Origin of the sequence: Bacteroides gallinaceum, assembly GCF_030373775.1 — a bacterium.
In the GTDB taxonomy this organism is placed as follows: Bacteria; Bacteroidota; Bacteroidia; order Bacteroidales; family Bacteroidaceae; genus Phocaeicola; species Phocaeicola excrementipullorum.
The window spans coordinates 1-26,681 of the sequence record NZ_JAUDEN010000010.1 but is presented as its reverse complement, the minus strand read 5'-3'; the positions used below and the strand labels follow the sequence as shown (position 1 = coordinate 26,681).

12 protein-coding genes, 1 pseudogene and 1 riboswitch are annotated in these 26,681 nt (G+C 47.5%); of the genes and pseudogenes, 11 read left to right on the top strand and 2 right to left on the bottom strand.

From position 1 onward, the window contains the following. The first annotated feature begins 159 nt into the window (after nt 1-159). From QUW60_RS07050 to QUW60_RS07000, 11 genes and pseudogenes are all read left to right on the top strand, one after another. Nucleotides 160-2,589 (top strand): polysaccharide lyase family 8 super-sandwich domain-containing protein, encoded by a 2,430-nt coding sequence (locus QUW60_RS07050; RefSeq protein ID WP_289559460.1) that lies wholly within the window; start codon nt 160-162, stop codon nt 2,587-2,589. A gap of 7 nt (nt 2,590-2,596) precedes the next feature. Further along, complete coding sequence (locus QUW60_RS07045; protein WP_289559459.1) at nt 2,597-4,399, top strand: alpha-L-fucosidase; 1,803 nt, start codon at nt 2,597-2,599, stop codon at nt 4,397-4,399. Between the two features lie 236 nt (nt 4,400-4,635). Then, the gene (locus QUW60_RS07040; protein WP_289559456.1) at nt 4,636-5,205 is read left to right on the top strand and encodes a helix-turn-helix domain-containing protein; all 570 of its coding nucleotides are present in this window, start codon (nt 4,636-4,638) and stop codon (nt 5,203-5,205) included. 74 nt (nt 5,206-5,279) lie between these two features. Next, nucleotides 5,280-7,499 carry a TonB-dependent receptor gene (locus QUW60_RS07035; protein ID WP_289559454.1) on the top strand — a complete coding sequence of 740 codons (2,220 nt, stop codon included), beginning with the start codon at nt 5,280-5,282 and terminating at the stop codon, nt 7,497-7,499. Between the two features lie 21 nt (nt 7,500-7,520). After that, nucleotides 7,521-7,856 (top strand): heavy-metal-associated domain-containing protein, encoded by a 336-nt coding sequence (locus QUW60_RS07030; RefSeq protein ID WP_258338564.1) that lies wholly within the window; start codon nt 7,521-7,523, stop codon nt 7,854-7,856. A 209-nt stretch (nt 7,857-8,065) separates the two neighbouring features. Continuing rightward, nucleotides 8,066-8,268: riboswitch (cobalamin riboswitch) on the top strand. A 50-nt stretch (nt 8,269-8,318) separates the two neighbouring features. Beyond that, nucleotides 8,319-10,337 carry a TonB-dependent receptor gene (locus QUW60_RS07025; protein ID WP_289559451.1) on the top strand — a complete coding sequence of 673 codons (2,019 nt, stop codon included), beginning with the start codon at nt 8,319-8,321 and terminating at the stop codon, nt 10,335-10,337. A gap of 16 nt (nt 10,338-10,353) precedes the next feature. After that, nucleotides 10,354-11,478: pseudogene (locus QUW60_RS07020) on the top strand (YncE family protein); the annotation flags it as partial. 1,087 nt (nt 11,479-12,565) lie between these two features. Then, nucleotides 12,566-14,005 (top strand): DUF5074 domain-containing protein, encoded by a 1,440-nt coding sequence (locus QUW60_RS07015; protein WP_289559449.1) that lies wholly within the window; start codon nt 12,566-12,568, stop codon nt 14,003-14,005. An 86-nt stretch (nt 14,006-14,091) separates the two neighbouring features. Further along, nucleotides 14,092-15,360, top strand: coding sequence for a DUF5074 domain-containing protein (locus QUW60_RS07010; RefSeq protein ID WP_289559447.1), 1,269 nt, complete (start codon nt 14,092-14,094; stop codon nt 15,358-15,360). A gap of 89 nt (nt 15,361-15,449) precedes the next feature. Continuing rightward, nucleotides 15,450-17,429 (top strand): alpha-L-arabinofuranosidase family protein, encoded by a 1,980-nt coding sequence (locus tag QUW60_RS07005; protein WP_289559445.1) that lies wholly within the window; start codon nt 15,450-15,452, stop codon nt 17,427-17,429. Nucleotides 17,430-18,291: 862 nt separating this feature from the next. After that, complete coding sequence (locus QUW60_RS07000; protein ID WP_289559443.1) at nt 18,292-21,132, top strand: beta-glucosidase; 2,841 nt, start codon at nt 18,292-18,294, stop codon at nt 21,130-21,132. Nucleotides 21,133-21,366: 234 nt separating this feature from the next. On the opposite strand, the gene QUW60_RS06995 is transcribed toward QUW60_RS07000, so the two are convergent. Next, a complete protein-coding gene (locus tag QUW60_RS06995; RefSeq protein WP_289559441.1) occupies nt 21,367-22,923 on the bottom strand; it encodes a RagB/SusD family nutrient uptake outer membrane protein in 1,557 nt (518 codons plus the stop codon). A gap of 32 nt (nt 22,924-22,955) precedes the next feature. Continuing rightward, nucleotides 22,956-26,042: a SusC/RagA family TonB-linked outer membrane protein gene (locus QUW60_RS06990; RefSeq protein ID WP_434736797.1), complete on the bottom strand. Its 3,087-nt coding sequence runs from the start codon at nt 26,040-26,042 to the stop codon at nt 22,956-22,958. Nucleotides 26,043-26,681: the final 639 nt, after the last annotated feature.

The following is a 26,681-nucleotide window of genomic DNA, read 5'->3' as shown; positions in this document are numbered from 1 at the left end:
TATTTTCAGCCTGGAGATATGAATCTCATCATAAAAACAGAAATTTATAAGCTGCAATGTTTCTTTTTCATTTCTTCAAAATTATATATCTTTAGAGCCTGATATATTACTTGATCGGAAAATTCAAACGGCAGGCTTTTAATGCTGAAAATGAAAAACATGAAATTAAAAGACATCATAAAAACGTTGGTTTTGGCAGGAGGCGTGCTGCTGCTCACTCCTGCAGCGGCGGATATTCCCGCGTCATCAGAAGCAAAACATCCGGACAGTTCAGAAGATGTATCAAGCATCCGGCAAAAAGAACTGGACATGCTTCGGGAAAAATACAGACTGGCTTACCCGAAAGCCAGTGAAAAAGAAATTGAAACGGCCAGGATTCAATTGCAATTACATCAATTAAAGCGTGTAAATGAATCTGAGGTCACAGGAAAAAACCTGCTGAAAAATGGGACAGTATCCCAGCAGGAAGCCCGGAAGCTTGGCAGCATGGCGCGTGCCTTGGCCGCAGCCGCCGTACAGGAAAAACAGTGCGTCCAACAGCTCAACCTTTTTCTCGACTACCTCTTTACCCAAAATGTGATAGAGGGCATTCCTGCATTCCGATACAGCAACTACAGTGACGTGCGCAATGTGCCTGCCGATTTTTTAAGTGCCCTGCCCGTATGCGACAGACAAAGGAAGATGAGGCTGATAGCAGCCGTGCAGCATCTGGTGGAAGCTGAAAAGATGTATTTAAGCGCAGAGAAAATCCGTGAACAAGTCAATTCGGACTATATTTATAATGTTACTCCTCACCTGTTTGTCTGCGCCCTGCACAACCCGGACAACAAGCTTGCAGCAAGGGATCTGTCGGCCTTTTCGCATTTCCTCTCTGCTTGCACGCAATATAGTCCCAGCGGACAGGATGTACTGAAGCCCGATGGCACAGGGTTTCATCACAACAGCCATTATAACGGATACATGTATGCTTACAAAACATGGGTGGAATACATGGGAAAACTGAAAGGCACTTCTTTCCGCATAAAAAAGGACGCTTATCAAAGGATGCGCAAAGCCATAGTCAGCCTTTATCTGATGGCCGTGCGCTCCGACTCCGACAAGAACCGCATCTTCGGAAACAGCATGGCGGGAAGACATCCGTTTTATGGAACGGAAGTGGCTTTCTCGCAAGACCTGTTTGAAACGCTGATCGAAGTGGGAGGAGATATAGACGGTGTGCCATACGATCCGGAACTGGCTTCATGGTATAATTATTTCTACAAGACAAAAAAATATGCGGATGCTCCCGAAGTGAATGCCGACGGCTATTACCAGTTCAATTTCAGCCCGGCGGGCGTATACAGAAAAGATAATTGGGTAGCCGTCATGAGATGCCCCACCACTGTATTCTGGGGCGGAGAAATCTACAGCAGGCAAAACCGCTTCGGAAGGTATCAAAGTCATGGAACACTGGAGGTGCTCTATGAAGGAGGGCTTGTGCCGAGCGGCTATCCGGCGGACAAAGAAAAGAAAGACGGAGGATGGGACTGGAACATGATGCCGGGAAGCACAACGGTACATTATACGGACTGGAAGGATATGATGCCGGGAGGAAATGATACGGACCGGTTTGACCAAAAGTCGTCTACAACCAACTTTTCCGGAGCATTGGCCTGGAAAGACTGCGGACTATTTGCCGCTGCTTTCGATCAGGACGACCGCTGGGGAAATCCGCGCTTCAGAGCTACAAACCTGAAATTCTGTAAGTCTACATTCGCCATAGACGGTATGTTGTTCAGCCTGGGCACCGGCATAGAAGCCCAAGGGGAATATCCGGATGACTACATCACAGCCACCAATCTTTTCCAGGCGGTCACTTCCAAAGGATACAGAACGCTGACAGTAAACGGAAAAGATTTCCCGCAAGGGCATGAAACGGCGATCGGTCCCGAAGAATGCGTGTGGATGGTGACTCCTGTCACAACCGGCTATTATATTCCCCGGAATCACGACAAGCTGGTCATAAAGTATATCGAACAGGAAACGCCTTCGGTGAACGGCATAGCGGCAGAGTCTGGCAAGGAAACGGTGGCCAAAGCGTATCTGGAACATGGAGTCAAGCCGGAGGAGGCCGATTATCAGTTTATGGTAGTTCCGGCAGCAACTCCCGAAAGGATGAAAGACATTGCAGGCAAGCAAGAGCAGGGGCATCTTTTTAAGGTGATGGCAGAACGCGACTCCCTGCATGTGATAAAGCATTGCCCCACATCAACGATTGCCTATGCGTTTTTCGCCCCGGCATCGGGACTTTCTTATGGAACGGTATGCGCCTCCGGAACAGAACTGCTGGTTATGGAACGGAAGGATAAAAACGGAAACGGACTGGAGCTGGCTTTATGTAATCCGAACCTTCGCCCCGAAATGCTGCGCAAGAATTATTGGGAGTCCAGACCCACACCGATGGCAATAGAGCTGAAAGGGAAATGGAAACTGAAACCGGACAAAAAAGTATCGGGACTGACTATCGGACAGAACGAACGGGGCAATACCATATTAAAGGCAAAACTGGCAGAAGGGAATCCAATCTATGTTTCATTAATAAAACTTTGATTGAAGTATGAATTTGATAAAATGGTTAAGCATACTGTTGCTGTGCAATATGCTTTGCAGCTGTGGAAAGACGCAGCAGCCGGCTAATCCGGATATGGAATGGTGGCGGGAAGCGCGTTTCGGCATGTTCGTCCACTGGGGACTTTATTCGGTAGCCGCCGGCGAATGGAAAGGAAAGCAAATCGACGGAATAGGAGAATGGATACAGAACTTCGCCAAGATACCTAACTCCGAATACGAAAAGCTGGCTTCCGGCTTCACCATGGCAAACTACAGGCCGGAAGAATGGGTCAAACTGGCCAAGAATGCAGGGGCGCGCTACATCATTTTCACGACCAAACACCACGAGGGCTTTTGCCTGTATCTAAGCAGCGTGTCTGACTTTGATGTCGAAAGAACACCATACAAGGGAGATCCGTTGAAGGAGCTGGTGGAGGCTTGCCGAAAACATGGAATCAAGGTCGGACTTTATTATTCGCACCGGCAAGACTGGCATGAAGAAGAGGCGGCCGTGATGGAAAAAGAATATGACGGACACTACGGCAAGCCGAAATCCGAAGTAAGGCCTGACGCAGACAAGTATATCAATGAAAAGGCATTGCCGCAGATAAAGGAACTGCTCACCCGTTACGGGAAAATAGACCTGTTATGGTATGATACCCCGATGGATCTGACAGAAGAGCAGAGCCGGGCTTTTGTAAATGCTGTAAGAGAGCTTCAGCCCGAATGCATCGTCAACGGACGGGTTGGATATGATTTGGGCGACTATGGAATGCTGGGTGACAATGAAATGCCTTGCGCAAAGGTGAGCCAGGATCTGGAAATGGTAGCTACAATGAACCGGACATGGGGATACAAGAAAAATGACCACGACTGGAAAAAGCCAAAAGACATTCTTTGCTCACTGATAGAATGTGCAAGCCGGGGAGTCAACTACGTAGTCAATGTCGGACCGAAAGCTGACGGAACGATCCCTCAGCCCAGTGTGGATATCATGAACTTCATAGGCGAATGGATGAAAACCAATGCCGAATCCATCTATGGCACTACCGCCAATCCATTCAACGACAATTTCCCGTGGGGCTTTGTAACACGCAAAAACAATACCCTGTATCTGCATTTGCTCCGCCAGCCTGCCGGAAACAGCATTGAACTGAAAGGAATGCTCTCGCCCATCGAAAAGGCAGAAATGCTTTCATCGGGAGAAGAAGTGAGCTTCTCTTGCGAAAACATCTGCAAACTGACGCTGCCCGACAGCTTGGACTACGAACGTGTGCCTGTGCTTAAACTCACATGCAAAGAACCCGTACATTTCAATGATGCCAATTACATGAACGAAAGCATAATCAGCATTCCCATAGCAAGCGGAACTGTCGTGCCCGGACCGGAAGGCCGGTTGGGCTTTTCCGAAGGCATGGCTACGCAGAATTTCCGCAAAGGAACGGGAAAGGTGCTGATGAAATGCGAAGTGGACAGCCCCGGTACATATCTGGTAAGAGTTTTTACAAGCCGGCATTGGAGGAAAAGCTTTGCAGAAGGAGCAAACATCACGCTGAAGGTGGGAAATAGGCTGTTCGAATCGGTTACCCTGCAAAAAGATGGGGAACTGGCCAATGTACGCCAGCACTCATACCCGGAAACATGGAGCGATATCGGAACTGTCGCTTTTGAACAGGAAGGAACCGTAAAGCTTGAATTGTCTGTCAATGACACCGGTACCTTCAACCGGCTCGGTTCTTTCGGAGAAGACCTCCAGCATGAAAAAGACGACAACATCCGTTTCTTGCGGATTGAGCTTGTCAAACAGTAATGGAATCAGACGCAAAGGCACAGAAACCCAATGAATTTTCGGCTATATCGTTTCTGTGCCTTTGTTTCTACACCCCGTTGCAGCATCTTCTTCTGATTTTTCTGTCAGCTCTCGCAGATTGAAACAGATGCCGGATTCAATAAAAAAACATAAAACCGATGACGGTTTGTTCTGCGCATGCCCCAATATGATTCAATGTGCTTATCTTTGCCCGGCTAACATGAAGAATAGAAATCATGAAGGAGAACCACATGTATATCAAGAATATGGTCTGCCGGCGCTGCATTCTGACAGTCACAGAAATATTCAACGAAAGCGGTGTGCAGCCTGTTGATGTAGAACTCGGAACCGTTTCTCTGCTTCGGCCACTTACTCAAGAACAGTTCAACTCCATACAAACCAAGCTGGAAGCCTATGGCTTTGAAGTGATTGACGACAAACGGATGCGTATCATCGAACAGATACGTATCGGGGTTATCGAGTATGTGCGCCATCCCGAATTCCAGGAAACAAAGAATCTGTCGGAGTACCTGCAGGAAAAGTGCCATCGCGAATACAGTTCGCTAAGCAAACTCTTCACGGAAATGAAGGGAATCAGTATAGAAAAGTACAGCATCGCGCAACGGATAGAACTGGTCAAGGAACTGCTTGTCTACAACGAACTGTCGGTGAGCGAAATTGCCGACAAGCTGCATTATTCAAGCGTAGCACACCTGAGTGCCCAGTTCAAGTCGGCCACCGGCTTGTCACCTACCCGGTTCAAACAAATGAAAGGACACAAGCTGAAACCTCTTGATGAAATATAAATCATATCCATAATAATGTAACGGTTTCATTTCTTGGAGCGCTTATCTTTGCACCGTATTAAAAGGAAACCGATATGCAGAAAATTTTATTAATGATTTCTTTTTTATTGACGGTATCTGCACCTTTGCTGGCAGATACGTCAAACCGGACAATAAAAGGCTATGTGCTTGACGAAGACGGAGCACCCTTGCCCGGCGCATACGTATATGACGAAAACGAACATAAGTCTGTGGCGGACGAAAACGGGTACTTTGAACTGACCGTGCCGGGAAATGTAAAACGGTTAAAGGCCGACTATATCGGATTTAACACGCTGACTCACGACATGGAACGTCCGGACGATGTACAGGTTCTGGTGTTGACCTCCAGCACCAATCTGGAAGAAGTGGTGATTACAGCCCGAGGAATAGGCACGATAAAGAACAGGCGGAGCGTGCTGAACACGGAAAGCGTGACTTCGCAAGGACTGACACGCGCAGCCTGCTGCAATCTTTCGGAGAGTTTTGAAACAAATCCTTCGGTGGACGTGGCGTACAGCGATGCGGTAACAGGAGCCAAACAAATCCAGCTGCTGGGACTTTCCGGCACATACGTACAGATGCTTACGGAGAATTTTCCTAACCTGCGGGGTGCAGCCGCCGTTTACGGGCTGGACTATATTCCGGGTCCGTGGATGCAGAGTATTCAGATCTCAAAGGGAGCCGCTTCTGTAAAAAACGGCTTTGAATCTGTGGCAGGACAAATCAACGTGGAATACAAGAAGCCTAAAATGGCCGATCCTCTTTTCGTGAATGTTTTCGCAAGCAGCGCCGGGCGGTACGAAGGAAACGCTGTAGGAGCGGTCGAACTGAATGACCGCCTTTCCACTGCCCTTTTCGTGAACTATTACAATGAAGAGCAGGCGCATGACAAGAATGGAGATACGTTTCTCGACATGCCCGAAATGCAGTCGTTCAGTGCCATGAACCGCTGGCATTACCAGACTCCCCGCTTTGTATCCCAGTCTGGAGTAAAAATACTGGCCGACCGGAGAACCAGCGGACAGACAGCGCATACACTGCATGGAAATGAAAGCTTCTCTCCCTATACCATCAACAACGATGCCAATCGAATCGAAGCTTTCTCAAAAAACGGTCTGATACTTGACTCGAATCGTAACGAAAGCGTGGCATTTATCGTTTCGGGTTCTTATCATGACCAGCAGTCGAACTATGCAGAAAAAATATATAATGTATATGAATCGAATGTATACGCTTCCTTACTCTATGAAAGCGAGTTCGGCGAGCAGCACAAACTGGCAGCAGGACTAAACTACAACTGGGACAATTATTCGCAGCGTGGCAATGTCATCGAACGTTACAGCCCGCAATGGCGGGACATCAGCGAAAACGTAACGGGCGTATACGCAGAATATACATGGACGCCGAACGAAAAGTTCACTTTGATGGCGGGAATGCGGGGGGACTACAGCTCACTGCACCGTTGGTTTGCCACTCCCAGAGTCCACATCAAATACGATGCAACCTCCTGGCTGAACCTGCGAGCTTCTGCCGGAAAAGGTTATCGCACGATGTTTGTATTCCCGGAGAACAGTTATCTGCTGGCAAGTAGCCGCGAACTTTACATTGAAGAAGACCTGAAACAGGAAGAGGCGTGGAACTACGGCATAAGTGCCTCTTTCCATGTTCCGGTAAAGAATGAGGAACTGACCGTAAATGCCGAGTGGTTCTACACCGACTTTCAGAATCAAGTGGTCGCAGATATGGACAGAAATCCGCATGCCGTCTATTTCTACAATCTCAACGGACGGTCAACGTCAAGTGTGTTCCAAATCGATGCCAGCTATCCGCTGTTCCAGGGATTTACACTGCTTGGGGCTTACCGATGGATGGATGTGAAAGGCACCTACGATGGAAAGACAATGCGCAAGCCGCTGACAAGCCGTTATAAGGCTCTATTGACGGCTTCATATGAAACGCCGCTCAAAAAATGGCAGTTCGACATGACGGTCCAGTTCAACGGCGGAGGACGCATGCCGACACCCGATGCCACAAATCCGCTGTGGGGCGGCACGTTCCATTCATTCACTCAGCTGAGTGCACAGGTAACGCGACGCTTCCGCAGATGGAGCATCTACGCAGGAGGAGAGAATCTGACAAATTTCAAACAGGATAATCCGGTCATTTCGGCCGACAACCCGTACAGCAGGAACTTTGACGCAACCATGGTCTGGGGGCCGACTATGGGTTACAAGCTCTATGCCGGAATCCGTTATAACATACCGAAACTATAAACTTCAAAAACAGACACTGCAATGAAAACAAAAATTCTCACATTGATGACCGCATGTATGCTGGGGCTTTCTTTCTCTTCCTCAGCGGCCATCATGAAAGACAGCAAAAAAGAAAAGGCAGAAGTAACCTTTCTCGTTTCAATGACCTGCGAGAAATGCCAGAAACGGATTGAAAACAACCTTTCTTTTGAAAAAGGCGTGACGGGACTGGATGTGGATCTTCCGAAGAAAACAGTTACAATTGAATACCGGAAAGACAAGACTTCTCCCGACAAACTGAAGGCCGCCATCAAGAAACTGGGATATACGGCAACCCCGTTCCATGTCCAGAAAGAAGGCAAACAGAAAACTGAATAACCGGCCGGACGTTACGCTTCAAAGCTACACCCTTTCAGGCATAAGATCATTATCCATGAATTGACTTTATGCCCGAAAGGGTGTAATTCTTTATATCAACCGGAATTATGCCATGATATTCACAAGGAAGAGAGAATATTTGTCTTTTCTGCTCATTAACGTGCCTTTAAAATGATAAACATTATTTGCGTATTCCAAACAAAAGACTTACTTTTGCCGAAAAGATTGGTTTCGCCTGTCCGTTCGGGCAAGCGGATTAAAAGGGAATCGGGTGGAAATCCCGAACAGTCCCGCTGCTGTGAAGCTTCATAAATCTTCCGGTAAAGGCTCATTACCACTGATGCAAAAAACGCATTGGGAAGGTTCCGGAAGAGAAGTCAGTCAGAAGACCTGCCAACATTACATGTTATCCGTATGCGAGGACAATGCGGTTAATTGGTTTTAGACACACATTTTTAAAATATGATCAGACAGAAATGCCGGCTTGCCTGGCTGTTGCCGCTGTTTGTCCCGGGGATACATGCATCCGATTTGCATGCCCAAAACCAGACAGACAGCTTGCAGCACTTGGATGAAGTGCTCGTTACAGCCCGCGCCCTACAAAAAGAGATTATTCCCGTACAAAAACTGTCGGGAGAACAGCTTCAGCGCCTCGGATCGCACAATGTTGCCGATGCGTTGCGCTATTTCTCCGGTGTGCAACTGAAAGATTACGGAGGTATCGGAGGATTGAAAACGGTTAATGTCCGAAGTTTGGGCACAAACCATGTAGGAGTTTTTTACGACGGCATCGAACTGGGAAATGCACAGAACGGGACAGTCGACCTGGGACGTTTCTCGCTTGACAATATGGAAAGTGTCACCCTCTACAACGGCCAAAAAAGTGCCATTTTCCAATCAGCTAAAGATTTCGGGGCGGCTGGAACCATCTACCTTCAGACACGGACACCGAAATTCAAGGACAATAAAAAATACAATGTCAAAGCAACCTTCAAGACCGGCTCTTTCGGTGTTGTTAATCCTGCGGTTCTTTGGGAGCAGCAGATAAACGACAAATTGAGCAGTTCTTTCAGTGCAGAATACATGTATACAACCGGAAAGTATAAATTCCGTTACGCAACAGAAGGCGGATACGACACGACAGCCGTCCGGCAAAACGGAGATGTAAACGCTTTGCGCATCGAGCACGGACTGTACGGAACTGTCAAAAACGGATACTGGCGAACCAAACTCTATACCTATTTCTCCGACCGAGGCTATCCCGGTGCCATTGTACGCAACAAGTTTACTCATGAAGACCGCCAGAACGATGCCAACTTCTTTGCGCAAGGCATGTTCCGGAAACATTTCTCAGACAAGTATCGCTTTATGGCCAGCGCGAAATATGCCTACGATTACCTGCATTATCTTGCCGATCCGCATAAGGACGAATCGCTGATGTATATCAACAACCGTTATCGCCAGCAGGAAGTGTATGTTTCAACAGCCAACTGCTTTGATCTGACATCGTTCTGGAGTTTCAATCTGTCGGTTGACTGGCAATTCAATCTTCTCAACGCAAATTTAAAGGATTTTGTCTATCCGCGGCGCAACACCGGACTTTTTGCCGCTGCCACGGCTTTTGACTTTGACCAGTTCAAGTTGCAGGCAAGTGTTCTGGGCACTTTCGTTTCTGACAAACTGAAAGAAGAAGAAAAGGGAGAAACGGCTTCCGACAAAATGGAATGGACTCCTTCTGTAGTCATCAGCTACCGGCCGTTCAAGAAAATCGGTCTGAACTTCCGTGCGTTCTACAAGCGGATATTCCGGATGCCTACATTGAACGACCTCTACTATACATTTGTAGGAAACGCTTATCTCGATCCGGAATATACAAATCAGTATAACGTAGGCGCCACTTATGAAAAGGAGTTTGCTGATTTATGGATAAAACGCATCGAGTTGCAGGCAGATGTCTATTACAACGAGGTAAAAAACAAAATTGTGGCCACCCCCACTTCAAATTTCTTCCGCTGGACAATGGTCAATTTGGGCGAAGTGGAAATCAGGGGGATTGATTTCGCCCTGCAGACAGACTGGAAATTCGGGCGTGAAGTTTTTCTCTCCGGAAGGCTGAACTATACCTATCAGAAGGCACAAGACTTTACCGACCCGACCGATGAGTTTTATGGAGGGCAGATTCCATATATCCCCTGGCACAGCGGCTCTGCTGCGCTTAATCTCAACTGGAGGTCGTGGGAAGCGAACTATAGTTTCGTCTATACGGGAGAAAGGTATTCTTCGCAAGCCAATCTGCCTGTCAATTACCAGCCATCGTGGTATACCAGTGACTTTTCTGTTGCAAAACGCCAGCAAATCTGCTCGCACGAACTGAAACTGACATTGGAGGTGAACAATCTGCTGAACCAGCAATATGAAGTGGTATCCTGCTATCCCATGCCCGGAATCAATTTCAAGTTTATAGTCCAATATACATTCTAAAAAACAGTCCATGAAGATGAAAATATATCCATTCGTTTTTTTATCTCTTCCGGTTGCGCTTTTCGGTTGCCGTGAAGAGCTGCCGGTGCTCGATTCTGAGAAAGAATACATCACGTATCCCACCGATCCGCAGACTATTGAAGGATTCTTTCTGCTTAACGAAGGAAACATGGGAAGCAACAAATGTACAATCGACTTCTTCAGCGCACGGGGCGGCTATTATTTGCGCAACATTTATCCGGAAAGCAACCCCAGCATCGTCAAGGAATTGGGTGACGTTGGCAACGACATCCAGATACACGACGGAAAAATGTATGCGGTGGTCAACTGTTCGCATTTTGTAGAAGTAATGGATGTCAGTACGGCAAAACATCTGGGAAGCGTAGACATAACCAACTGCCGGTACATCACGTTCAACGGTGACAAGGCATACGTAAGTTCGTATGCAGGACCGATACAGATTGATCCCGAAGCACGCCCGGGCAAAGTTGTGGAATTTGACACAAATACACTTCAGATAACCCGTGAAGTGGTGGTGGGATATCAGCCGGAAGATATGGTTATCTCCAACGGAAGGCTGTACGTAGCCAATTCGGGAGGATATCGCTATCCGAACTACGACCGTACCGTATCTGTCATCGACCTCGAAAGTTTTCAGGTTGTCAACACCATTGACGTAGCCATCAATCTGCACCGGATGGAAATGGACTCAAGAGGCAATATCTATGTCATCTCTCGGGGAGATTATTACGGAAACAGCTCTGACATTTATGTCATAGACTCGGCAACGGAAACCGTAACAGGAAACCTTGGAGTGTCTGCCAGTCAGATGTGGATCGATGACGACTTGCTTTACATTATCTCTTCCGAGTGGAGCTATACGGATACAGACAATAAAGTCAGCTATCTAATTTATAATACAGCCCAAGGCAAAGTGGTTTCAGAAAATTTCATCACCGATGGAACGGAAGCAGACATCCGGATGCCCTATGGCATTGCAGTCAATCCGGAAACAAAAGAAATTTATGTGAGCGATGCGACTGATTATGTTACGCCGGGGTATCTGTACTGCTTTTCTCCCGAAGGGAAAAAACAGTGGAGCGTACGTACAGGCGACATACCCGCCCATTTCGCATTCACCACAGAGGATTTCTACTACAACGATACGCCGGAAGAAACGACTTCATCGGCCTATATCACCAAGGTGATCGAATACATGCCTGCCCCGGGACAGTTTGTCAATGCCATGCCGGAATATGAAGAAGGCGACACGCAGGAAGACATGAACCGCAAAGCACTCGAAGCAATCGGAAACAACAAGCGCGGCATGGTTTCTTTAGGAGGATATGGCGGATATATAACTGTTGGCTTCGACCACCAGATTGAAAACAAGGCTGGATTAAGAGATTTCCGCATACTTGGAAATGCCTTTCAGGGTGCATCCACAGCAGCCAGCGGAGGAAGCTATGAACCTGGAATTATCCAAGTGGCAGTGGATGAAGATAACGACGGACAGCCGGACGACGGACAGTGGTATGAAATAGCCGGAAGCGCGCATCACGACCCGACTCAGGAAACATGGTACAGCACCTCTTTGAACGCCGGCAATGACATGGCCTTCTATGACGACTATGAGATCGTTTACCAGGCTCCGGACCAAGAACCGTCTACCGAAGAAGAGCAAAAGAAATACATTCCGTGGACAGACAACAAAGGCAACCAAGGATACATCACAAAAAACACATACAACAGACAAGCGTACTATCCGCAGTGGATTGCAGAAAAAGAAATCCGCTTCAAAGGATCACGTCTGCCGCAAAACGCCGTAGATCAAAGCGGGAACGGGACTTATTTCGTTCTTTATCCATTTGCCTACGGATACGCGGACAATGCAACGAATGCCAGTGACGAATCGGCCATAGACATTGACTGGGCAGTAGACGCTGAAGGAAATGCGGTTTCACTTCAGGGTATCGACCTCGTCAGAATCTACACGGGTGTCAATCAGGAGAACGGATGGATAGGAGAATGTTCGACTGAGGTAAGCGGAGTAGAAGACCTCCATGTGCTGGGAACAGAGATTCCCACCCGATAAAAACAGCTATCCGCTTCACTCCTGACAGCTGAATCCAACTCCCGGCAGACCCACATACAGTCTGCCGGAGGGAATGCTTTGTCCATACACAAAAACAATTAGCACTATTTATAAATCTAAACAAAAAGAAAAAATGAGACAATTATGCAAAATGCTCTTGCTGCTTTCGTTTGTCGGCGCAGCATCGTGTAAAGAAGATTATGCGGGCGGAGAACCCGAAAATCTGACATTCAGGCTGACAGACAGTATAGAAAGCGAAAAACCTGTAATCCTGATTTCGGATGAAACGTATAAGGCTCAGTTTCTGGCTGAGCATGCAAATGAAATCTCCACGAACGGAGTTCCCGCCGGATGGACTGTCAGCGTAAGCAAAGACTCGGGGTATGTAGCGGTTACGGCGCCATCCGCTTCATCCGGTGCAGACCAAACGTTCTCCCTGCAACTGACGGCCAAAGGTGAAGGCGGACAGACAGCCACGGCACAGATTGACTTCTATCATGCAACATTTGACGATCCGACAGGAGCCTTGGTCTTGAATGAAGGAAACATGACTTCTGAGAACGGATCACTTCTTTATATCACCCCCGAAGGATATATGATTAACAATGCATACAAACGGGTGAATGGAACCGAGCTGGGAAATGTTCCGCAAGATATGTACCGGTACGATGGAAAACTCTACATCATCTCGCAAAACGGAAACGGTAATGCGACCGGTGCAGAATTTGAAAATGACGGCATGCTGATAGTTGCAGACGCACGCTCGCTGAAAAAGAGCCGGAATTTCCTGAAAGAAGAGTTCAGCCAGCTGGACTGGCCCACGCATATCGCCGTCATCGATGAACAGCATATCTATATCCGAGACAACCGGGGAGTATGGCGGCTGAATATGGAAGACCTGTCACTGACATTCATTGAAGGAACCGAGAGTGCCCCCAAAGCACCGTTTGCCGTGGTTGGAGGAAAAGTGTACACGTATTATAACGGATCGTTCAACATGACAGGACTCCTTGAAATAACTCCGGGAAATGACAGGGCAACAGACATTTCCGTTCCATTCTATTCGCTTTACGGAATAACAGGAATAGCTCCCGCCGATAACGACTGCCTTTGGATTATGAGTTCGAAATTCGGAGGAGAAATTTCAATGAACCTTTATGATCCGTCTGCAGGAAACGACGGAAAATTGAAACGGAACTATATCAGCGAACTGCCTTCTGAAGGCTCCTCCGGCCGCTCCTTTACGGCGCAAGGCAACACAATCTATTATGCCAGCGGAACAGCAATCTATCGCCTGGTGTTCAATCCGGACGTAAAGACAGGCAGCAAAGATCCGCAGGACGAAATGCTGGTCGATCTTTCTTATCTTGACGACAATGCGGCTATCCTGTATAACGGGCTGGGCGTAAATCCTACCACAGGCTATGTCTATGCAAACACGTTGAAGGGAGTCGGCCCGTTCTACACAACCAATCAGATCTGGGTATTCAACTTCTCCGACAATGTAAACGCGCCGTTGTTCAAGTTTGAAAATTACACCCGTTTCCCCGCAGGATTCTTCTTTAACTATTGATATACAAACCTCAGAGCCTGTTTGTCTTTCCCCACGGAGCGGTTCTTCAGAACCGGACAAGCAGGCTTTTACAAAAACATACTTTTATGAACAAGACATTCACCTATTTTTTCGCCACCAGCTTGTGGCTTGCTGCCTGCACTAGCGAACAGCCAAATGAATCACAACCAGATACAGAGCCGACAGATACTGTACCGGCATCTGTCACTTTAGGCGGATATGCCTCTCCGGAGAGCGTGCTGATTCTAAACGAAGGCGCACGTATGCTTGAAAACGGTTCTCTTGCCTATATCAGTCCGGACGGAAACATCCAGTCCGATATATACAAAAGCACCAACGGAACAGAATTAGGCAATCAGGCCATAGCTCTTGATTTATACGGGAACAAGCTCTATATTATCTGCAACGACTACCTGAAACCGGAAGGAGTGTCCGAAGGCGACGGTCTGCTGATTATCGCCAATGCGGAAACTCTTCAGAAAGAGAAGGCTTATCAGCGCGAAGAAATGGTGTTCGCCCGCCCGGAAGGATGCAAACAGGAAAACGAATATCTTGAAATGGAATCCAGCCTGTCGAATATCATCGTACTGGACGAAAAGAACATCTTCATTGCAGACGCACAGGCCGTATATCGTTTTGACAGCACCACCGGAAAGCTGGCTCTGATAGAAGGAAGCTATGCATTCGGAAATCAGGGAGTAACCATCGAATCCATCATTTCTCCCAGCGGCATGACAGCCATCAACGGATTCATCTATGCAGGAGCCGGAGGCTTCTGGTCGGAAACCATGCTGGTGGAGTTTGTCAAAGGAAGCGATAAAGTCAACCGCACGCTGAAGCTTGGGAAAGGAAACCTCATCAGCGGCTTATGCAAATTAAATGACAGCACGTTAGTGGCGGGCACTTATGCAAGGGAGAGCAAAAGCAGCTACCTTTATTATATAGACATCAAGGACTGGGCGGTCAAAGACGAAAAGAGAATCAATGAAACCATCTCGCCGGACGTTTTCACTGCAACCTCCTCAGGCATATTCGCTTATAACGGAGATATCTATTTCCCGCAAGATGATGCGTCGCTTGCACGCATCTCATCAAAGACGGGAAGGACCGAAGAAGTGCTGAATGTCCGGAATGATGCGGCCAACGCCAACGGATTCGACTGCATGACCGTGGATGCGACGAAAGGATGGCTCTACATTTCAACGCACATGCAAAATTCCGAAAGCATTATCCCAGAATCTAACCTTTTGATCTATGACTTGAACGAAGAAACGCCCAGGCTTTTAAAAGACTTTTCCAACCTCACCCGATACGCAGCCGGAATCTATCCAACCAATAGATTTTCAGCAAATTAATAATTCTCCTACATTTTTGCATAAAAAGTGTAGGAGAAACACTATAAATGAGTATATTTGCCGATGATAACTCATTTAACAACATTACCATGAACAAACACCTAACCTTTCTCTCAGCACTGGCCATCGCTGCCGGGCTGAACCTGAACGCTCAGAACGCCAACCGGCTGACTGTTCAAACGAACAAGATCGGTGCGGAGATTCAACCCACCATGTACGGACACTTTTTCGAAGACATCAACTTCGGGGCAGACGGGGGCTTGTATGCCGAACTTGTAAAGAACCGTTCGTTTGAATTTCCGCAGAATCTGATGGGGTGGGACACATTCGGCAATGTCACCCTGCAAGACGACGGACCGTTTGAACGCAATCCGCATTATGTGCGGCTCGCGGCTCCGGGACATCCGCACAAACGCACCGGCATTGAAAACGAAGGTTTCTTCGGCATCGGAATCAAATCCGGCGAGCCTTATCGGTTCACGGTGTGGGCGCGCGGAGAAAACCAGAAAATCAGAGTGGAACTGATAGACAACGCTTCGATGGGGGAAACGCAGGTAATCACGGCAAAAGATCTGAACATCAATTCGAAGGAATGGAAAAAATATCAGGTCGTGCTTACTCCGAATGTTACATTTGCAAAAGCTCATCTGCGTATTTTCCTGGATTCACCGGGTACTGTCGATCTGGAACATGTTTCATTGTTCCCCGTCAACACGTGGAAAAACCGTGAAAACGGTTTGCGCAAGGATCTGGTACAGGCACTTGCAGATACAAAGCCGGGCGTTTTCCGCTTTCCCGGAGGATGCATCGTTGAAGGAACCGATATCGACGACCGCTACCAATGGAAAAACTCGGTAGGCCCTGTGGAAAACCGTCCGTTGAATTCCAACCGTTGGGAATACACATTCCCCCACCGCTTCTATCCCGACTATTTCCAGTCGTATGGAATGGGATTCTTCGAACTTTTCCTGTTGGCCGAAGATCTGGGCGCAGAACCGCTTCCGGTTGTAAACTGCGGACTTGCATGCCAGTATCAGAACAATTCGCCCGAAGCGCATGTCAAGGTTGAGGACTTGGGAAGCTATATCCAGGACGCCCTCGACCTGATTGAATTTGCAAACGGTGACACCAATACCAAATGGGGAAAACTCCGCGCCGACATGGGGCATCCGGATCCGTTCAACCTGAAATTCATCGGCGTAGGAAACGAGCAATGGGGACCGGAATACCCGGAACGGCTGAAACCGTTTGTAGAAGCCATCCGCAAGGCATACCCCGACATAAAGATTATCGGCTCGTCCGGCCCGAACTCTGAAGGCAAGGATTTCGACTATCTTTGGCCCGAAATGAAAAAGCTGAAAGTAGACCTGGTGGACGAACATTTCTACCGTCCGGAAGACTGGTTCCTGAAATCAGGCAGCCGTTATGACAACTACGACCGCAAAGGTCCGAAAGTCTTTGCCGGCGAATATGCATGCCACGGCAGAGGAAAGAAATGGAACCATTTCCACGCTTCGCTGCTGGAAGCCGCTTTCCTGACCGGTGTGGAACGCAACGCCGATGTGGTTCATATGGCAACCTATGCCCCGCTGCTGGCTCATGTGGAAGGATGGCAATGGCGTCCGGACCTCATCTGGTTCGACAACTTGCGCTCTGTACGCACATGCAGCTGGTATGTCCAGTCAATCTACGGGCATAATGCCGGAAGCAATGTGGTTCCTCTTACGATGGATAAAAAACCGGTCAGCGGACAGGAAGGCCAGAACGGGCTTTTTGCCAGCGCCGTATGGGACGAACCGACGCAAAGCTACATTGTAAAGGTAGTGAACACCTCCGACAAGGCCCAGCAGCTCAACGTGGAGTTCGCCGGAATGAAAAAGTCGTTCCAACTGACTGACGGAAAATGCATTACCCTGCACTGTGACAATCCGGATGCCGAAAATACGCTGGACGAACCGGACAGAATCGTTCCGAAAGAAACTTCAATCGGAATCGAAGGCAATACATTGGACACCCAAATTGGTCCGATGACATTTGCCGTATACAAATTCGTCAAGTCCAAGAAATGATCTGAGGCAGCACCTGTCTGAATAATATTTCGGGCGCAGAGCCACAAAGGGCGCAGAGAAAACCCCTGCGCCTTTGCGGCTCTGCGCCCGACCTTTACATCAGGGATGGCGTTTCCCTACCATTCTCCATATGCGCAAAGACGGTATCCCAAAAAGAAAAGATAGCCGCATGAAAGGAGCAGCATCAGCAAAGCAACTCCCCAAGCTTTCCGTTTGTCATTTGAATTGCACTTCATTCCGGACGTTTTTTTGCCGGTTTCAAAAATCGCCATTCCGTATGACAAAACGATGAAGAAGAGATGACTTGTGCATGACATTGTCATTTTACTGAAAATCCCTTAACTCTGCGGAAGAGAATCTTAATACATGTTATAAAACATGCTTTTTAAACCCAAATGTTTGCAGATAACCCAAAAGTCCGTATCTTTGCAATGTGTTTTTCATAGTATTAGATTTTAAGGTTAACAAAGGTTGGAGTACAGCGGTACTCCTTTTTTTATGCCTGTATGTTCCGCCTGTCATTGCCGGCTTCTCCCTCAGCCATACAAACCGCCCGCATACATGTTCCGACGGCATCCGCATTCAGAAAAAGAAAAGACCTTCTTCCGTTATTTCGGCAGGAAGGACAAAAAAATCGTTTCTCCCGCCAGAAACTGTAAACCGCATTGTGGTTCGTATAAACGACATTGCGGTTTACAAAAACCACACTGTGGTTTGTACAAACCTCATTGCGGTCTGAAGATTCGTCCAAACAATTCTGAAGATTTTGACAGGAGAATCCATTTTATGAACGATTTTGTTCTCGTTCTTCAAAAAAATAAGCCTATCTTTATGCACATATTAACCAAAGCTTTAAGATCGAATGAGAAAACAATTCCTTTACTGCATCCTTGCCTGCACCGCACTCGGCACCGAGGCAAATGCCCTGAACATTCCCAAAACATATGTGCCCAAAAACAAGAGCATGTATCACAAGGAATGGATCGATTTCAACAAGAACGGACAGAAAGATGTTTACGAAGACCCGAACGCTGACATCAATGCACGCATCGAGGACCTTCTCTCTCAAATGACAATGGAAGAAAAGACCTGCCAGATGGTAACGCTCTACGGCTACCAGCGGGTGCTGAAGGACTCGCTTCCTACATCGGAATGGAAAAACCAGCTGTGGAAGGACGGAATCGGCGCAATCGACGAACATCTGAACGCTTTCCGCGGATGGGGAGTGCCGCCTCTCAAGAACGATCTGGTATGGCCGGCATCAAACCATGCGTGGGCGCTGAATGAGGTGCAACGCTTCTTTATAGAAGAAACACGGCTCGGAATCCCGGTAGACTTCACGAACGAAGGCATCAGAGGGGTGGAGAATTACATCGCCACCAATTTCCCCACACAGCTTGCGCTGGGGCATTCATGGAACCGCGACCTGATACACAAGGTCGGATATATCACCGGACGGGAGGCCAGGCTGTTGGGCTACACCAATGTGTATGCTCCGATTCTGGACGTAGGCCGTGACCAGCGTTGGGGACGCTACGAAGAGGTATACGGCGAAAGTCCTTACCTGGTGGCCGAACTGGGCATTGAAATGGCTAAAGGCCTGCAGACCGACATGCAGGTGGCGTCAACCGCAAAACACTTCATCGCGTACAGCAACAACAAAGGGGCGCGCGAAGGCTTTGCCCGCGTCGATCCGCAGATGTCCTGGCGTGAAGTGGAAAACATCCATGTATATCCTTTCTCCAGAGTGATCCGTGAGGCAGGGATTTTAGGCGTCATGAGCTCATACAACGACTATGACGGCTTCCCGATTCAAGGAAGCTATTACTGGCTCACCAAGCGTCTGCGCGGTGAAATGGGTTTCCGTGGCTATGTAGTATCAGACAGTGATGCCGTAGAATATCTCTACAGCAAACACAAAACAGCCAAGGACATGAAAGAAGCGGTCCGCCAAAGCGTTGAAGCGGGACTGAACGTGAGGTGCACATTCCGCTCGCCCGATTCGTTTGTGCTCCCGCTCCGTGAACTGGTCAAGGAAGGCGGAATCAGCATGGAAACCATTGACAACCGCGTGCGTGATGTGCTTCGGGTCAAATTTATGCTGGGCCTGTTCGACTCTCCCTACCAGACTGATCTGGAATTGGCCGACAAGGAGGTGAACAGCGCCGAACACCAGGCCGTGGCTCTGCAAGCCTCACGCGAAGGACTCGTGCTGCTGAAGAATCAGGACAACCTGCTTCCGCTCGACAAGTCAAAAATCAGACGCATTGCCGTATGCGGGCCCAATGCCGATGAAAAATCATTCGCTCTTACACATTACGGACCGGTTGCCGTGGAAGTCACAACCGTACTGGAGGGCATCAGAAATCAAGTGAACGAAGGCACGGAGGTGGTGTATGCAAAAGGATGCGACCTGGTGGATCCGCATTGGCCGGAATCGGAAATCATCGACTATCCGCTTACCGGCGATGAAAAGAAAGGCATAGCCGAAGCCGTGGAAAAGGTGAAGCAAAGTGATGTGGCGGTAATGGTGTTGGGCGGAGGCATACGGACCTGCGGAGAAAACAAATCGCGCACCAGCCTCGAACTCCCTGGCCATCAGCAGGAGCTGCTCGAAGCGGTAATGGAAACGGGAAAGCCCGTTGTGCTTGTACTGATAAACGGCCGCCCTTTAAGCATCAACTGGGCCGACAAGTTTGTTCCGGCCATTCTGGAAGCGTGGTATCCCGGATCGCAAGGAGGCAGGGCAATTGCAGAAGCATTGTTCGGCGACTATAACCCGGGAGGAAAGCTGACGGTTACATTCCCGAAAACCGTAGGGCAGATTCCGTTCAATTTCCCTGCCAAACCGGCATCGCAGGTTGACGGAGGGCAGACTCCGGGCATGGGAGGAAACCAGGCGCGGATCAACGGACCGCTTTATCCGTTCGGCTATGGATTGAGCTACACCACATTCGAATATTCCGACATGCAGCTTTCTTCTTCTGTCATCACCGACCATCAGCCGGTAACGGTGACATGCAAGGTCAAAAACACCGGCAGCCGTGCAGGAGATGAAGTGGTGCAACTTTACATGCGCGATGTTGTCAGTTCGGTAACCACTTACGAGAAAAGTCTGAGAGGGTTCGAACGCGTGCATCTGGAACCGGGTGAAACGAAAGAAGTGAAGTTCGAACTTCTTCCGCGTGACTTCCAGCTTCTGGACATCGACAAGCACTGGGTGGTTGAACCGGGAATGTTCCAACTGATGATCGGAGCTTCATCCGAGGATATCCGCCTGAAGAAAGGTCTTGAAATAAGGGCATACGGCAGAGGGGCAACAGGCGAAACGATCCAGTCTGATCCGACCGACTTCATCAGTGCCAGCAAAAACGCAAGCCATATCATCCACGTGGTAGACGGCGACTATTCGACCACATGGACCGGCGATAAGGGCGAATACATTTCGTTTGAACTTGCAGACAACACGAAGATCGACCACATGCTTGTTACATGGAAGAATGCGGAGGCCGGTTCGACCTATGAGATACAGATTTCAAGCGGAGGCGGCCAGTTCCTTCCGGTACAGAAAGGAGCCGTCAAGCCGAATGCCGACGATGACATCCGCTTCAATCTTACCAGCGGAAGCGACATCCGTATCCTGATTACCAGCGGAAAGGCAGAAATCGCAGAAGTGAAATTGCCGGAGCTGAGGAAGGAATAGACTTTTCTGATTATAACCTCTTCTGAAAACAAAGCCACAAAGGCTCAGAACTTGCCGTCTGGTTTAATGCATGTTCTGCGACTTTGTGGCTTTATTTTTTGTCCGCTTTTCTGATGCAGAAGTTCCGGATATCATTCTGCACCTGAATGCCTTCAGAATAGCATAAAAAAGAGAGAGGATGCACACGGCAAAGCATCCTCTCTCGTATTACAGACTAATAGTCTGGCTGACGTTTTAATAACCCGGATTGTTTGTCCAACCGGTCAACATAATCTGATTGTACGGAATCGGGAAATAATAGTGATTGTTAGCCTTGAACAATGATCCGTCCCATGATTCAGGACGTTTGTCATCTACCATCTCCAAGCGTACCAGTTCAAACCAGCGGCGCATCTCAGCATAGAACTCATAGCTACGTTCGTTTGATACGATATTAAGGAATTCTTCAGCACTGACATTGTCTGGTACTTCAGCAATCCCTCTTTCACTATAACCCGCACGTTCTTGCAATTCGCGTACAGCCTGTATGGCTTGCCCGTTTACAGTACCGGAAGCGCGAGTGGAAGCCTCTGCATAAATCAACTTGGTATCGGCCAAACGATAAATGCTGGTCACACCATTAGCCTGCGCGTTTTGTCCAGCTTGCCCTTGATCATAATCATAGTACTTGCTGATGCAAGGCAGACCGTCGGGGCTATTCTGCCACTGTACAATACCATAGATCGGCTTGTTATTTTCATCAGTGCCAACCTGATTGCTGGTAGAATACCATTCGGTCATAAAGTTCCAGTCCTTGCGCTTGTCATCCGGATAGTTCAAGAAAGCTTCCTTGCGGGCATAATAGTCTGCCCAACCGTTTCTCACTGTCTTTGTTTCATTGTTGTAATAATCCGCCGGATAATAAGACTTGCCATAATTGCTGGGCATTACCTTATTGGCCTGACTATGGAACAGACAAAACATAAACTCCGTGCTGGTCTTGTTGGATTCTTTCCACAAATCTTCGTAATTAACCTCTTGCTGATGATATTGATTGTTGTCCAATACATCTTTGGCAGCAGAAGCCGCCAACTCATAATACTCCTGACCCTTGTTCAACGGCCAACCTGCCATGGTAATATACACGTCGGCCAAACAAGTTTCAGCAGCCCATTTGGTCGGGGTCGAACCGCTGTTTCGAGGTTCCTCCGGCAGCCATTCAATAGCTCTCTGAAGACTGGGGATAATAGCTGTGCTATAAATTTCTTCTACAGAGGTACGCGGCATATTGTTGGATGCATCCGTTTCCTGCATGATGAGAGGTACATCACCATACATACGCACTAAATAGAAGTAACTCAGGGCACGTAAGAAATAAGCTTCGCCCAACACCCTCTTATATTCGTCTGCTGCGGCTGCTTCTTCCGGCATAACCGTTTTGTTGATCAATTTGTTCGCATTGTTGATCGTGCTGTAAAAACCTTCCCAAGTCTGTGCATAATCATCGTTTAAGGCTGTGATATTGGGACGAAGCTCTTCATAATAAGCCAAGGCGTTACCTGCTTTAGCCGCACGGTAAGTAATTTCATCTGCACAGACCTGAATCCGCTGGATACGGCAGTTGAAACCATAATTGCCATACCACAAATCATTATACAACGCTGAAACTGCATTTTCAAGGGCAGCCTGATCCATTTTGGCTATATAGTCTTCTTCCGTAATAAATGATTGCGGTTCTTGGTCTAGATCTACACAGGAAGTGGCAAAGAGCAGACTTCCCGCGAGGGCTGTAAAATATGTTAGTTTTTTCATATCGCTATACTGTGTTTATTAGATTTAACAAATTAAAACGCAAAGTTCAGACCAATCAAGTAATTACGGCTATTCGGATAATTACCCCAGTCTACACCTTGAATTAACGGATCACCCAACGTTGCTTCCGGATCAAGGCCAGAATATCCTGTGATATGGAACGGATTCTGAACAGAAGCATAGATGCGCAGATTGGTAATGCCCCATTTCTGGCAGACCTGCTGAGGTATTGTATATCCCAGCGTAATGCTTTTCATCTTGACAAAGCTTCCGTTTTCTACAAAACGAGTGCTGTACATACCCTTGTTTTCTGTACCCTTGCCATCCCAACGAGGCACATCTGTATTGGTATTCTCCGGTGTCCAGTGATTCAGCCAATCTTTCATCGGAGTAATGGTAGCAACTTGCTGACTGCCGATAAGGTTGAAACCGATTTGCTTTGTTGCATTGTAAATGTCGAAGCCGTGGAATCCAACCAAGAAGAATGACAAGTCAAAGTTCTTGTAGCTGAATGTGTTGTTCCATCCCCAGTTGAAAGTAGGCTGGCCGCAACCGATAATGCCCTGGTCTTCTTCATTCAGCACGCCATCCTTATTTACATCGGTATACTTTGAGTTACCTGCTACTACACCATAGACATCGCCGTTTGTGCGTCCGTCTGTATTGCCTTGAGCATCTACGAACAAGGCATTTACATCACTTTCCTGCCACAAACCTTCGTAAGTATATCCCCAGAAGCTGGCCAGTTTTTCGCCTTCCACCATCTGGAACAGTTCATTCTGATAGTTTCCGGCTTGCTGCTGGCGATGATTATAGGTTGGTATTTTATTAAAAGTACCCTTGTTGTGTGTCAAAGTCAGATCAGTATGCCAACTGAATCCTGTAGGATCATTGCTTACGAACGGATCAGCACTGATGGTAAATTCCACACCGGTATTTTTTATCTCACCCGCATTCTGCAACAGTTCTCCATAACCCATGTGAGTGGGCTGAGCAAGCTCCAGCAAAATGTCTTTAGACATTTTATTATACCAGTCGGCTGTCAAGCGAAGACGTCCGTTCAAGACACTGAAATCTATACCCACGTTAAACTGGTCATTGCGTTCCCATTTCAGATAAGGAGCACTCGGGCGGTCTACCGCATAAACGGTTTTGCCACCATCACCAAGTGTGGCACTCATCATTGAGTAGATGCGATAAGGCTCTACCGACTGATTGCCTACAGAACCATAGCCAAGACGAAGTTTCAACTGGTCGATGAAGTTGACATCTTTCAGGAAGTTTTCCTGCTTCATATCCCATGCAAGGGCTGCTGAAGGGAAATAAGCCCATTTGTCTTTCAGACGAGAAGAACCGTCGGCACGGATAGAAGCCGTTATCATATAACGATTCTTGAACACATAGTTCACACGGAACATGCCAGACATTAATGTATTGATGCTCCGGTCGCTCGACAATTCATTCAATGTCGCGTTTTGGCTCATTGCCAGATTGTTGTAACCGTGAGTCAGATCTACATAATCTGGGAAGTAAGCACGTCCCAAATGATTATAGTTGTTGTCATAAGACTGTTCAAACACAGCCGTAGCATTGATACGATGATTCTCATTAAACTCTTTTACATAGCTCAATGTATTGGTGTTCAGCCAACTGAGGTTAAAATAACTGCGGGCGTAAGCACGGCTGTTAGACTGTGCAAACATCTGGTAGCTGTTTTCATTCTCCAGCGTTGTTGACAAGCGGTTGTCAAACAGAACACCCATTTGCGAACGGAAAGTCAGACCATCGATGATATTGAACTGTACATAACCTTGCAGGCGGTTGTTGATGGTCTGAGTTTCGCTGTCCAATTCCCAGATATGCCCCATCGGATTATACATGTGAGTACCGCTCCAGTCATCGTTGTTGTATTCGCCGTTCTCGTTTTTAGGTGACAATGTATTGTCAAAATACATGGCTGTCTGCAAAATACCGCGGTAAGCGTTGACACGCGGAGAAGAACTCTTGCGGTAGTTGCCATAGAAGTTCAAGCCGACTTCCAGCCATTTCTTGATCTTGGTATCTACCTTCAAACGCCAGTTATAGGTTTCGCTCATGGATTTCTGCAGAACTCCTTGGTCGTTCTGATAGCGGAATGAAGCCAAGAATTTGGTCTTTTCGTTACCGCCGCTTATAGACAAGTCATAGTTCTGCGTTACGGCTGTACGGAATATTTCACGGCTGTAGTCGTAACCGGCACGTCCTGCCTGCAAATCTGCCAATTGGGTGGCATCAAAATAATCGCCATGGCCGATGTCATTGCCATACTCGTTGACCATCACTGCATAATCATACGGCGACATCGTGTCGGGATACTTGGCTACGGTCTTGATGTTGGCAAAGGCGTTGAAGTTGACCATCATCTTTCCTTCTCCCGGATTCTTTGTCGTCACAAGAATCACACCGTTGGCACCGCGAGATCCATATACCGCCGTTGCAGAAGCGTCCTTCAGCACTTCGATAGAAGCGATATCCGAAGGGTTCAGGTTTTGGAGTGAGCCCCCGATAAAACCGTCTACAACTACCAGCGGGCCCGTTTCTGCCGTAATTGAATTGATACCGCGCACACGGATGGTATTGTCCTGACTCGGATCACCCGAACCGCTCAACACAGATACACCTGCCATACGTCCTTGCAACGCATCAGATACGTTTCCTGTCGGCATGGTCTTCAAAGCGTCTGTCGCCTTTACGGATGCTACAGAACCCGTCAAGTCGCTTTTGCGCTGAACACCGTAACCAACGACAACTACTTCGTCAAGCAATTCAGAATCGCTTTGCAACACAACATTGAATGTTGTTTTTCCGTTTACCGGAATGACTTGTGTCTTATAACCTATATAAGACACGGACAAATTAGCGTTTGAGGGAACATTTTGAAGGGTGAATGCTCCGTCCAAGTCCGTAATCGAACCGTTGGTTGTCCCTTCAACCACTACTGAGGCCCCGATTACAGCCTCTCCGTTTGAATCTTTGACAATACCATTCACCGTCAATTGCTGTGAAAAAGCGCATAGCACGCATAAACAAGAAAGCGCAAAGCTCATCACAGCCTTTCGATAAGAAAGAATGTAATTCATAGACATTAAATTTTTAAAATTAGATATTAAGTTTGTTTCCGTTGGACAAAAGTAAGTAAAAATAATCTCATCAAGAAGAAAATTGTACAGAAAAAGGACAAAATAATCCAAAAGATGGAGGAAACCATGTGCTTTTTCTAATGTCTTTCTCTGAAAATCATCATGTTTTATGAGTTTGAAATAATTTCCGTACAATGTCGTGCCGGTAAAAAAAAGCAGATGCTGAAGAAAGACAACTGCATAGTTCAAGACAAACCGAATCGGATTGTCCGACCGGGCATTATCATTTCCATTCTGAAAAGTCTGAAAGAACTGCATAAAAGAAGCAGGACCCTCTGGAAAAGGTTTATTTTCAGCCTGGAGATCAGTATCTCTAGCCTGAAAATATATGTCCTTAGGCTGGAGATTTATATCTCTAGCCTGAAAACAGAATTTTTAAAGGCTTCAAAGCTTCTTCTTTTCGGGGCAAGATTGCTTCTTTGCTTTATCCGACAGTGCCGGTATGTGGCGGACATTCATAATATTTTGTTGCATGGGCTATTATGAGCCGGCTTGAGTTTTTGTCTATATAAAATATTTTTAATAACTTGCCGCCGCTTGTGATTGATTGTAACTCTAACACTATATAAATACAATTCA